The 12,075-nt window shown below is 66.3% G+C and carries 10 protein-coding genes and 1 pseudogene; 1 reads left to right on the top strand and 10 read right to left on the bottom strand.

Features of this window, described 5'->3' with window-relative positions; all coding sequences use genetic code 11:
- Nucleotides 1–246 precede the first annotated feature (246 nt).
- From AC07CM_RS43560 to tnpA, 10 genes are all read right to left on the bottom strand, one after another.
- On the bottom strand, nt 247–1,524 hold the full coding sequence (locus tag AC07CM_RS43560; RefSeq protein ID WP_478882097.1) for a metal-dependent hydrolase family protein: 1,278 nt from the start codon (nt 1,522–1,524) through the stop codon (nt 247–249).
- A gap of 61 nt (nt 1,525–1,585) precedes the next feature.
- Nucleotides 1,586–3,013 (bottom strand): MFS transporter, encoded by a 1,428-nt coding sequence (locus AC07CM_RS43565; protein ID WP_478882098.1) that lies wholly within the window; start codon nt 3,011–3,013, stop codon nt 1,586–1,588.
- Between the two features lie 576 nt (nt 3,014–3,589).
- Nucleotides 3,590–3,961, bottom strand: coding sequence for a hypothetical protein (locus AC07CM_RS43570; protein ID WP_478882107.1), 372 nt, complete (start codon nt 3,959–3,961; stop codon nt 3,590–3,592).
- A gap of 58 nt (nt 3,962–4,019) precedes the next feature.
- Complete coding sequence (locus AC07CM_RS43575) at nt 4,020–4,358, bottom strand: helix-turn-helix domain-containing protein (protein WP_478882099.1); 339 nt, start codon at nt 4,356–4,358, stop codon at nt 4,020–4,022.
- Between the two features lie 502 nt (nt 4,359–4,860).
- The gene (gene ald / locus AC07CM_RS43580) at nt 4,861–5,955 is read right to left on the bottom strand and encodes an alanine dehydrogenase (RefSeq protein ID WP_478882100.1); all 1,095 of its coding nucleotides are present in this window, start codon (nt 5,953–5,955) and stop codon (nt 4,861–4,863) included.
- A 25-nt stretch (nt 5,956–5,980) separates the two neighbouring features.
- Nucleotides 5,981–7,480, bottom strand: coding sequence for an NAD-dependent succinate-semialdehyde dehydrogenase (locus tag AC07CM_RS43585; RefSeq protein ID WP_478882101.1), 1,500 nt, complete (start codon nt 7,478–7,480; stop codon nt 5,981–5,983).
- Complete coding sequence (locus tag AC07CM_RS43590) at nt 7,477–8,751, bottom strand: aminotransferase family protein (protein ID WP_478882102.1); 1,275 nt, start codon at nt 8,749–8,751, stop codon at nt 7,477–7,479. The genes AC07CM_RS43585 and AC07CM_RS43590 overlap by 4 nt, the downstream gene beginning before the upstream one ends.
- A gap of 26 nt (nt 8,752–8,777) precedes the next feature.
- On the bottom strand, nt 8,778–9,536 hold the full coding sequence (locus tag AC07CM_RS43595) for an SDR family NAD(P)-dependent oxidoreductase (RefSeq protein ID WP_478882103.1): 759 nt from the start codon (nt 9,534–9,536) through the stop codon (nt 8,778–8,780).
- Nucleotides 9,533–10,735 (bottom strand): aminotransferase-like domain-containing protein, encoded by a 1,203-nt coding sequence (locus AC07CM_RS43600; protein ID WP_478882104.1) that lies wholly within the window; start codon nt 10,733–10,735, stop codon nt 9,533–9,535. Before AC07CM_RS43600 ends, AC07CM_RS43595 begins: the two co-directional genes overlap by 4 nt.
- A gap of 541 nt (nt 10,736–11,276) precedes the next feature.
- A complete protein-coding gene (tnpA, locus tag AC07CM_RS43605; protein WP_478882105.1) occupies nt 11,277–11,705 on the bottom strand; it encodes an IS200/IS605 family transposase in 429 nt (142 codons plus the stop codon).
- A gap of 26 nt (nt 11,706–11,731) precedes the next feature.
- On the opposite strand from tnpA, the pseudogene AC07CM_RS43610 reads away from it, so the two are divergent.
- Nucleotides 11,732–11,987, top strand: a pseudogene (locus AC07CM_RS43610) (RNA-guided endonuclease TnpB family protein); the annotation flags it as partial.
- Between the last annotated feature and the right edge of the window lie 88 nt (nt 11,988–12,075).

Consider the following 12,075-nt stretch of genomic DNA (forward strand, 5'->3'; position numbering starts at 1 on the left):
CGCCTGGATGAGCAGCGCGTGAGACGCGACGGGATAATTGTCCGATGGGTCCGAGCACATCTGCTCGGACTCGCCAGTCTCGACGACGCGCTTCCGTCGCTGGCTAGGGATCTCACGCGCTAAGTCCCCGGATTGTGACGGCGGTCATGGGTACCAGAGTGAGTAAGCGTCGTGATGTAGATGACGTCCATGGCATAGCAGCGCTAATTCGAGTTAGCGGTCAGGGATGGTCTAAGGGGGAGGGTTTCAAGCGGTCTGGCTGGGCACAGTGATGACGTTTTTGGCAGCACTGATGAGGTCCTTGACGATGGCGCCGTCCTTGATGACGAGTTCGATGGCGTCGGAGTCGCCGATGGCGGCTATGTTGGTCAGTGGGTCGGCCGATACGGCTACTAGGTCGGCGATCTTGCCGGCTTCGAGGGTGCCTAGTTCGTCGGCGAGTCCCAGAAGTCGGGCAGCGTTGGCTGTGCCGGCGATGATGGCGTCGGCGGGTGACATCCCCAGTTCAACCATGTGTGACAGTTCGAGCAGGTTTTGTCCGTGCGGGCAGACTGCGGAGTCAGTGCCCAGCGCGATCTTGACCCCGGCCTGGATGGCATTTGAGATGTTCTTCTTGGCGGTTTCCATCAACCGCACGATCTTGTCGTAATGGTGCGGAGGGACGGCCGCCGGATCCGGGATCTGGGCTGAGCTGAGGGTCGGGACCAGGTAGGTGCCCTTTTCGATCATTAGTCCGATGCCTTCGTCGTCTATGAAGGCTCCGTGTTCGACGCTGTCGACGCCGCCCCGAACCGCAGCCAGGATCCCGGCAGCGCCCTGCGCGTGTGCGGCGATTTGGCGTGGCCGGGAATGGCGCTCGAGCTCGGCGCGGATCAATGCGATCTGATGCTCGGGCACCCCCTGATCGTCTGGGTGGTCAGTGGGGCTGCACACTCCACCGGTGGTGGCGACCTTGATGACGTCGGCACCAGAGCGGATAAGAGTACGCACGAGGATGAGCATCTCGTCGTCGGTGTCGGCCACCGCGAAGCTCGGAACATTCACCAGCGGCATCAGCTGCCCGTTGGGAAGTGTGTAGTCGGCGTGTCCCCCTGTCGGCGAGATGTGGTGGACAGCGATACGGGCCCGGGGGCCGATGATCAGCCCGTCGTCGAGGGCCCGCTTCATGCCGTGGTCGAGTCCACCGAGGTCGCGAATGGTGGTGACGCCCGCGTCGAGTGTCTGGCGTAGTCGCCGGGCCGTTTTGAGGGTCGCATAGCTTCCGGTGTCGGAGATGACGTCCATCGGGCTGTCCTCTACTTCGACAGTGACGTGCACGTGTGCGTCGAAGAAGCCGGGCATGACGGTGCGTCCGCCCGCGTCGATCGTCCGGACCGGTGGGATTCCAGTGGTGTCCTCGCGGAGGGGGCCGACGTAGGTCAGCCGCCCGTTCTCGGCTACGATCTCGCCGTTGTCCACCGGGGCGCCGCCCCTGCCGTCGATGATCCTCGCGTTGATCAACCGAATGGGTCCGTCGGTGCTCACGTTTCCTGACTTTCTCGTGACTCGATGGGGAATAGGGTCTGAAATGGGGTCGTCTCAGCGGTCAATTTGCAGAGCGGGGGCGCCGTATGTAGCGGGCCAGTGCCAGGGCCAGGAGTCCGGCCAGTGCGCTCCCGCCGCAGGCGAACCAAACGGTGGAATAACCTGTTACTGACGGGGCCGCGGTGCGGGCCTGGGTGAAGCTGGATAGCAGGGCGCCAAAGGCGGCCGTCGAGATGGAACCGCCCAGCACTTTCACCGTGCTGTAGGTTCCGGAGGCGATGCCGACCCGGTCGTGCGGTGCCGCTCCCGAAATATAGGCGGGCAGGCCGGCGAGCAGCAGTCCCACACCGAGCCCAGTCAGCGCCAACGCGCCCACGATCATCCCTAGCGCGTCGTGCCACAGCGCCATGCTTCCGAATCCAGCAGCCTCAAGGCTCATTCCGATCAGGAGTACGCCAGGCATCCCGGTCTTGCTGGCAACGTGCGCGTAGAGGAGTGATCCGACCACCTGTGCAAGGACGTTGACGGCCACCACGAAGGAAATCGAAGAAGCGGACAACCCGAACCCATAACCGACCGCCTGCGGTTTGGCCGTGAGGAAGGTGACCATTGGTACCTGGCTGCCGAAGAGGACCAGGCCGAACAGTAGTGAGGTCGCCATCGCTGGCCACATCGTCCTACTGGTGAGAAGGCGAATATCCACCAGCGGTCCAATGGCCCGCCGCTCCCACACGACCCAGGCCGCGAGCACCACGAGCCCGATCGCCAGGGTGCCCCAGGTGGTGAAGTTGGTCCAACCAGCGCGTGCCTGAAACAGGCCCAGCAGCACGGAGGTCAGCGCGATGGATAGTCCGATGGCGCCGACCCAGTCGATCGTGCTAGTGGTTCGTGTCGTGGACTCCGGGACGAGAAACTTCGTCCCTAGGCCGCAGAGAATGGTCAGCGCTGCCGGGACGATCATCGCCAGCCGCACTTCGTCGAGTGCAGATTCGATCGGCCCACTGACCAGGCTGCCGACAAGGTAACCGCCGGTGAGTGCGCTGACCAGCAGGCCGATTGCGCGGTTTGCGTGTGAGCCCGTGGCTCTGTTTCGCACCAGGGCGATCTCCAGGGCTATCCACGCCGCAATCGGTCCCTGCACGGCGCGGCCGAGCAGAAACACCGGGTACGAGGGGGCCAAGCACACCAGTACCGTGCCCGTGGCGACACTCCAGACCGCTATGCTCAGCAGTCGGCGATGCCCGTACCGATCCCCTAGCGCGGAGAAGATCGGCACTGACACCGCCGCAGTCAGCAGTTCGACGCTGTTGACCCAGTTCAACGGGCCCGCACCGACATGCAATGTGGCGCCCACGCTGGCGACAAGCGGTGGGTAGTAGCCCTGGACCACGCCGCTGATGAGCTCAACGAAGACCAGGAAACCGACGACGGAACGCAGGCTCACCGGCTGGTCGGCCACCCGTCGGGGAGCGAGGCCCAGGGGCATCATCGCCGCTCCCTTGGTTGACAGCTGATATTGCTGGCGTCGGAAGAGAAAGCTCTGCTCATCCCGTTCACTCCCGCACATAGGGGACGACTCATCCGCGCGGCCTGCTCAGCGAGAACGTGCGTAACGTCTATTACGAATCTGGCAGTAATCGATGTAAGATGTAGTAGTTATAACAGTCCAGGAGGGTTGAGGGAAGAGAAGCAGAGCACCCACTTCAGTCCGTAACCGCTGATCGGTGACCGGGGGGAGCACCTGATACAAACAGTGCCCGTCGAGCAGCCGCCCTTGGTCCAGACGACACCCTCTGCTCCCTCAGGTGCAGGACAGCGACAACCGGCGCCGGGCCCCATGGCCGCGACGAGTCGCAGCAGACAAGTCAGCGCTGCGAGGGTGAGCGTCGAGTCCGCAGGCGTGCATCACCCCGATGCACGCCTGCCATCCCGCATATTGGCCCGCACGAGCAAGCTCCATGGAACGCCAGAGCCCTTCTAACCCTACGTGGCAGAGGGAAGGCGGTGTCCTCGAGCCGCCTTGCCGGGCCGGGCGGTGGGCAGAGCGGCGAGAGGACCCGGCTGGTCATTCCCGGCCCAGTCGACTTCGGTTGTGCAGGCGGGCGATGCCGAGCATGGCGTGGTGAACGCCGTCGCCTTTCAGCCGGCAGTCTCGAAGAATCTTCCAGCCCTTCATCTGGGCGAAGAGGTGCTCAACGCGGGGCACGGACTTTGCGGTGGGAGGCGTTGTGTCCCTCCTTCCAGGCCGGGAGTTCGGCCTGGCTCTTCTCGCGACGGTGCGGGATGACCAGGCCGATGCCCTGTAGCCGCCATGTGCGATGACCGTGGTCTTGCCGACGGCGTCTTTCGCGCCGGACAGCTCCCACGCCTCGCAGGCGTTGCGGTCGCCGGCGACTGGTCGGCCGACCGCGACGAGGAGCCGGGTGTCGGCGTCGATGACGACCTGGTGGTTGGTGGTGTACCTGTAGTTCTTGGACTACTCGGCGATGGTGTGGTCACGGGTGGGGACCAGGGTGCCGTCCATGATCAGCGCGGTGTCCATGCGGAACCGCTTGCGCTGCTGGAGCGCGAGCGCGGGCCCGAGGTGGTCGATGACGCGGGTCGGCGGACGACCTCGACGCCCGGAACAGGGGTGCCAGTTGGCGCAGGGTCGGATTCGTACGCCAGTACACGGCGATCAGGAGCACGCGGTCCCCCAGCGGCAGGCTCCAGGGCCGGCCCTTGCGCACCGGATCCACTCCTTCACGCCGCGAAGCGGTGATCAGCTTGCCGAACTGGCGCGGGCTCAGCCCGGTGAACGGGGCTAACCAGGAGGACTCCGACGCCGTGATCACACCAGCACAGCAAGATCATCTCACCCGTGACCAGCAGGTTCCGGAACAGACCTTAGTTTGCCACGCGCGGTAGACGACTGTGCGGGCCAGATCGGCTGCGCGTGTCCGCTCGGTCTGATGGGTTACGAGGTCGATGTCGGTCGACATGCGCGGCCGCCCACTTCGCCGATGAAGGCGTTGCATGGTCGGCCGCTGTCAGCGTACAGACGCAACAGGGTGGCCAGTTGCAGCCCCCGTTCTGCCGCTTCGTTGGGGATCTACTCCTCGACAAGGGTGCCCAGGACGGCGCGCCCCGCCGCGGTGCAGACGTGGCTGTGGTGGTCGGTACGGGGCTGGGAAAGGCATGACCGCTACAGCCGCGTCCGGCTCGGCGCGGCTGTCGACGTACACCCCAGAAACGCCCATGGCCACGCAGATGCCGCCGTGATGGCCGTAGTCAAAGGCGACGATGCGGGACCGGCCGGTAGCGTTTTGAACCGCTCGACGGTGCGACCCGCAGGTGCTACAGGGCGTGCGGCAGGTCGGGGAAGGCTTCGGCGACACCGGGGTGGGTGATTGCTCCGGCGCGGGTGTTGACGCCGAGGGCGAGGACGGCGTCCTGTCCGATGGCCTGCTCCGGACCAAGGCTGGCGAGACGGCGCAGGTAGGGGAAGGTCGCGTTGGTCAGTGCGCGGGTGGAGGTTTGCGGTACTCCGCCGGGCATGTTGGCGACGCAGTAGTGGCGTATGCCGTCGACTTCGTAGATCGGGTCGGCGTAGGTGGTGGGCCGGGACGTTTCGAAGGCGCCGCCTTGGTCGATGGCGACGTCGATGAGGAGGGCGCCGGCGGGCAGTTGGGCGAGCAGATCGCGGCGGACGACCTTGGGGGCGGCCTTGCCGGGGACGAGCACGGCGCCGATGACCACGTCGGCGGTGGCGAGTTCGCGGGCCAGGGTTGCGGGATCGCTCATGACGACCCGGGCACGGCCACCGAAGAGGGTGTCGAGCTCGCGGATGCGGGTGGCGGAGGTGTCCAGGACGGTGACCTCGGCTTGCATGCCGAGCGCGAGGAGTGCGGCCTGGGTGCCGACGACGCCGCCGCCGATGACCACGACGCGGCACGGTGCGACGCCGGGGGAGCCGCCCAGGAGCCGGCCGGGCCCGCCCTCGGCGGCGGTGAGGTAGGTGGCGGCGGCGTGTGCTGCGAGGCGGCCGGCTATCTCGCTCATCGGGGTGAGCAGCGGCAGTCCGGTGTTGTTCTGCACGGTCTCGTAGGCGATGCCGAGCGTCTTCGCCTCGAGCAGGGCCTCGGTGAGGGGGCGGTCCGCGGCCAGGTGCAGGTAGGTGAACAGGGTGAGATCGTCGCGCAGGTACTGGTACTCGGTGGCGATGGGCTCCTTGACCTTGACCAGCAGCTCGGCGTTGGCCCACGCCTCGGCCTGGTCGACGAGCTTGGCGCCGGCCAGCTCGTACTCTTCGTCGGTGAAGCCGGCGACGGTGCCCGCGTCACGCTCGACGAAGACGGTGTGGCCGTCCTGGACCAGCACGGCGACGCCGGCGGGGGTGATGCCGACCCGGGCTTCCTTGGTCTTGATTTCCTTGACGGTTGAGATACGCATAATAGCTGTCCCTTTAGGTGGTGAGTCAGTGGGTGCTGCGGCGGGCGACGTTGTAGAAGCGGATCTCCTGGTATTCCTCGAGTCCTTCGGCGCTGCCTTCGCGGCCGAGGCCGGACTGCTTGAGTCCGCCGAAGGGTGCGGCGGCGTTGGAGGGGACGCCCTGGTTGATTCCGACGAGGCCGGTCTCGAGGGCGTCGGCGACGTTGAGGGCGCGGTCGAGGTTCTCGGTGAACACGTAGCCGGCGAGCCCGAATTCGGTCGCGTTCGCCCGTTGCAGCGCCTCGGTCTGGGTGCTGAAGCGCTGGATGGCCGCGATCGGACCGAAGATCTCGCTGCTGGCGATCTCGGCCTTCGCGGGGACGTGGTCGAGCACGGTCGCCTGGAAGAAGTGACCGCCACTGGCGATGGCCTGTCCGCCGGTGCGCACGGTGGCGCCCAGGGCGGTGGCGTCGTCGACGAGTTGCTGCATGCTGGCCACGGCACGGTCGTCGATGAGCGGGCCGAGGGCGACGTCGTCGCCGAGGCCGTCACCCGTGACGGCCGCGGCTAGCTTCTCGGTGAGTCCTTCGACGAAGGCGTCGGCGATGCCGTCTTGCACGTAGATGCGGTTGGCGGCGATGCACGACTGCCCGCCGTTGCGCATCTTCGCGGCGTAGGCGCCGTTGACGGCCCGCTCGAGGTCGGCGTCGTCGAACACGATCAGGGGTGCGTTCCCGCCGAGCTCCATGGACGAGCGCAGCACATTCCCCGCGGCCAGGCGCAGCAGCACCTTGCCGACACCGGTGGAGCCGGTGAAGGAGACCTTGCGCACGCGCTCATCCGTGAGGACTGCTTGGCTGAAGGCGGAGGCGTTGGTGGTGCTGACGACCTGGATGAGATCGTCGGGCACGCCGGCCTGCCGCGCCAGGTTGACGGCGTAGTAGGTGGTCAGCGGGGTGAGGGTGGCAGGCTTGATCACGACGGGGCATCCGGCGGCCAGGGCGGGGGCGATCTTACGGGTCGCCATGGCCAGCGGGAAGTTCCACGGCGTGATCAGCACCGCAAGACCCACCGGGGCCCGCCGGGTGAGGAGCGTTGCGCCGCCGGCGGGGACGTCGCGGAGGTTGCCGCCGGGGCGGACGGCCTCTTCGGCGTACCAGCGGACGAAGTCGCTGCCGTAGGTGACTTCGGCACGCGCTTCGGCCAGCGGCTTGCCCATCTCGAGGGTGATGAGCAGGGCGATGTCCTCGGCATGCTCGATGAGCAGGTCGTACCAGTGGCGCAGAATGTCGGCACGCTGACGCGGAGTGCGGGCTGCCCAGTCGCGGCCGGCGGCGTCCGCCAACGACACAGCGTTAAGGGCATCGGCCGGGTCGGCGTCGGGCAGGGCGGCGACGACCTCTCCAGTGGCGGGATTGAGAACGTCCAACTGGCGGGAGCCGCTGGGCAGCTGCAGATTCCGCACGACCGCGTCGGCGGCGGCCGCGCGCTCGGGGTTGGCCTCGGCGAGCGGGGCGCGGGTCTCGGCCCTCTGGTCAGTGGTCACTTGGCTTCCTCCTCGGACAGGACGTGGTCGATGGCGTCGACGAACTGGGTGAGCTCGTCGTCGGTGGTGATGAAGGGAGGGCTGATCTGCAGGGTGTTGCCGCGCAGCGGGCGGGAGATGAAGCCCAGTTCGATGAGGGCGTCGGCGGCGACCTCGGCCTTGATGGCGTCGGTGAGGGTGACACCGCCGAGGAAGCCCTTGACCCGGACGTCGGTGACGGAGGGTCGGCGTGTGGCGAGCTGCTTGAGCTGGCTGTCCAGCAGCTCCTCGAGCTCGGCGACGCGGGGCAGGAGGTTGTCGTTCTGAAGGACGTCGAGGTTGGCCATGGCCACGGCGCAGGCGGTGGCGTGGCCGGCGTAGGTCGCGCCGTGCCGGAAGATCGGGGTGGCGGGGTCGTCGACGTAGAACGGCTGCCAAATCCTGGGCGAGACCAGCACGCCGCCGAGGGGCGCGTAGCCGGAGGTGACGCCCTTGGCGAAGGTGATCAGATCGGGCTCGAGGCCAAAGCGTTCGGTGGCGAACATGGTGCCGGTGCGGCCGAAGCCGGTGATGACCTCGTCGACGATGAACAGGATGTCGTGCTCGCGGCACAACTGCTGGATCGTTTCCAGGTAACCCGGGGCGGGCGGGTTGACCCCACCAGTGCCCTGGATCGGCTCGGTGACAATGGCGGCGATGTTCTCCGCGCCCACCTCGGCGATGGTGCGCGCGATGGCGTCGGCGTCGTGCAGGGGGAAGCGTGCGGTCTCGGGCACGAGCGAGTCGGTGCCGTAGCCTTCGCGGTTGAAGTCGAGGCCGGCGATGCTGGTGCCGTAGGCGTGCAGGCCGTGATAGGCGTGCTCGCGGCTGAGGATGAAGGTCTTGGTGGCCCGGCCTTCACGCTGCCAGTGGCGGCGGGCGAGCTTACAGGCAACGTCGATGGCATCGGAGCCACCGGAGTTGAGAATGACCTTGGGATCGTCAATGGGCGACAGGCCTGCGAGACGCTCGGCCAGGGTGAGGGCCTGGTTGTTGGCGAACCTGGCGAAGATGTGGTGGGTCTCCAGCTTGAGCATCTGGGCGTGCGCGGCCTCGGCCAGTGCGGGATGGGCGTGGCCGATGTTGGCGTGCCACAGGCCCGCGGTGCCGTCGAACAGGCGGCGGCCGTCGGTGGTGTGAAGGTAGGAGCCCTCGCCGCGCTCGATGACGATCTGCCGTCCCAGGACGGAGGGCATGTGGGCCTGGGCGGACCACAGGGCGGGTCCGTCAAGGACAGTGGGGTGGGCAGACATGGCTGCGTCCTTTCGTAGCGTGTGGGTCAGCGGGCGGTGTAGCCGCCGTCGATCGGGAGGCAGACGCCCGTGATGTAGGCCGCCTCCTCCGAAGCGAGGAAACTGACCGCCGCGGCGACGTCAGCAGGCGCGGCCAGGCGCCCGAGGGGGATGTCGGCGACGACGTCGCGTGCGGTCTGCTCGGGGTCGGCCTGGTCGTTGACCCAGGCGTCATACAACGGGGTACGCGTCATCCCGGGTGCCACGGCGTTGACGCGGATGTTGCGGTCGGCGAGCTCGACAGCTGCGGCGGTGGTGATCGCATTGATCGCGCCCTTGGTGGCGCTGTAGATACTCATCGTGGGAACGCCGATGGAGGCCAGGCGCGAGCTGATGTTGATGATGGCACCGCCCTGGTCCATACGCTTGGCGCCCTCCTGCAGGACAGCAATGGCGGCAAGGGTGTTGACCTCGAAGACCTGCCGGATGTCCTTCAGGGGGACATCCAGCAGGTCACCGGTGTGGTCCTGGGCGGCATTGTTGACGACCACGTCGAGCCGCCCGAAGGCCTCCACGGCCGCGTCTGCCAGGGCGGCAGGCGCTCCCTCGGCGGTCAGATCGAGCGGGACGAAACTGACGCCACCGCAACGCCGCCCAGGACCCCCGAGCTCTGCACACACCTTCTGGCCGCGTTGTTCGTCGCGGCCGGTGATGACAACGTTGAAGCCGTCGGCGTGCAGGCGGCGGGCGATGTCATGGCCGATACCGGAGGTGGAACCGGTGACGATGGCAGTGCGACGGGTCATCGTGCGTTTCCTATCGTGTCGACGGCGCGCTTGAGCCGGGCGACGCCCTCGTCGATGCGCTCGGGCGTGGAAGTGGCAAAGCACAGACGCAGTGCGTCGTAGAAGTTGCCGGCGGTGGAGAAGGCCGGACCGGGGATATAGGCGACGCCTTCGGCCAGCGCAATCTCGAACAGCTCCTGCGTGTCGACCTGCCGGTCAGCAAAGGTGACCCACAGGAAGAACCCGCCGTCGGGATCGGTGGCACGAACCGTGTCACCGAAATGCCGCTGCAGGGCAGCGCGCATCGCGTCCTTGCGCTCGCGGTAGATGCCCCGCACCCGGTCGAGATGCGGCTGCAGGTGGTCGCCGGCAAGAAAGTCAGTAACGGTCCGCTGGGCGGGAACACTCGTGCAGGTGTCCATGGCCTGCTTGGCATTGATCAGCAAAGACTGCAGGCCGGGATCGGCATCGACCCAGCCGATACGCAGACCGGGCGCAAGAATCTTGGAGAACGTCCGCACCGAGAAGACCAGCCGATTACCAGGATCGAGCTCGCTCAGCGACGGGATCGAGCCGTTTTCGAAACGCAGCAAACCGTACGGGTCATCATCGATGATGACCGAACCCCACTGGGTGGCGAGGTCGAGGAGCAGCTCCCGGCGTCGCTGCGAGAGGGTGACACCGGAAGGATTCTGGAAGTTCGGGATCGTATAGATCGCCTTGGGAGCCCGGCCCGCCTGAGCGACAAGGTCGGGCAGCGCCTCCACGACGAGACCGTCATCGTCCAGGGGAGCCTCGAGCAGATTGGCACCGTAGGACAGAGCGGTGGCATTGCCGTTCGTGTAGGTGGGACCTTCGACGAGGACCAGGTCACCAGGGTCGACGAAGAGCTTGCAGGCCAGATCGAGGCCCTGCATACCACCGGTGGTCACCGTGATCCGCTCGGCGGTGGTGGTGATGCCCTGCTCGGCCTGCAGCTTGATGATCTGCTCGACCAGGTCCGGCTCGCCTTCGGACGCGCCATAGCTGTACTTGCTGGGCACCGCATGCGCGGAGTAGCGGTCAAGGAGCTCCACGGGCATGAGGTCGTCGCTGGGAGCGCCCATAGCGAAACGGACGATGTCATGGGTCTGGCGGGCGAGCAGAGACGTCGAAGAGTCGATGATCGACCCGATCAGGTCGGATGCCCGATGGGCAAGGGGGAGCTGGGCCTGCGCCATGGCGTCCTCCGTTCAGTGTCGTTGCGCTCACGGTAAGTTCCCCCCAGGCGTCAGGAAAAGCGACAATTTCTGACCTTCATATGTAAGAATTGGCGACAGTTCTGGTGATGGCGCCGCAGGAATAGCTGGCGATCGAGATGGCGACGAGGTCGTGCCCGACGCCGGAGTGGGCAGGGATACGACGTCGTGCTGATGCCGCTCACCGGTACGGCCAGGGCGCGTGGGCACACCCATAAAGCTCCGAGAGTGGGCGATTGCTCGTCCTGCCAGGTGAAGCCGTCGGCCTGTCCGGCCATAGAACTCGCAGCGCAGCCGATCGCTCGAGTTCTGGCTGCCGAATCGGTCGCCGGTGCCTACTACGTGTTGTCACCGACAGCCCTTGCAGCTCCTGCGGCGAAAGCTACGGCGTCTGCCCGACTTGGCCGCTTCCTCTGCCTCTGATCTTGGCCGGTGCTCCGCCCTTCGGGGCGGGGGTGAGGGCCGTCTCACAACAGCTCTGACTCGCACTGAAGCACGGGTCAGAGCTGTTTTGGTCAGCCATCTACGCGGGTCGCTGCTGGTTTTCGATGTACTGCTTGACGGCGGTCAGTGGTGCCCCGCCGCATGATCCGGCGAAGTAGGAGCCGGACCAGAAGTGTCCGCCCCATAGGTACCGACGGACGTGGGCGTCGTACTCCTTGCGCAGCAGTCGGGCGGAGACTCCCTTGAGGCTGTTGACCAGTTTGGAGAGCTGGACTTTCGGCGGGTAGTGCACCAGGAGGTGCACGTGGTCCTGCTCGCCGTTGAACTGCTTGAGATCGGCTTCGAAGTCTGCGCACACCTCCCGCATGATCTCCTCGCAGCGCGTCAGCATCTCGTCGGTGAACGCCTCACTCCGGTACTTGGTTACGAACACCAAGTGGACGTGCAGGTTGTGGACGACGTGGCGGCCGGTTCTGACATCAGGGTTCGGGTTCCAGCGAGGTGACATAAACCAACTGTAGTATCGTGATCGTCATGAATGAACTCGGGTTGGAGAAGCGGCAGTTCGGGCATCGCGCCCGTCTGGCACTGTCCCTGGCCGAGAACCAGCTCACCGATGACCAGGCGCACGCCGCCCGCACCATGTGGAACTGCCTGCACGCGTGGTGGCTGATGATGCCGAAGGACAAGCGGACCCTGGCGAACGCGGACGCCGCGATACGTCAGGCCCGATAAGGACATCGACTTCCTCGCCGTGCTGCCCGCTCAGGCCGCGCAAGCCGTTCTCAGAGTGCGGGATGTGGCGTTCCGTCGGTCTTGTCATCGCTGGATGGTGTGACGTTGGGGCATCGCTGCCGGTCAGGAGTTCGGGGTTCGCT

This window comes from Streptomyces sp. NPDC044061 (genome assembly GCF_056434305.1).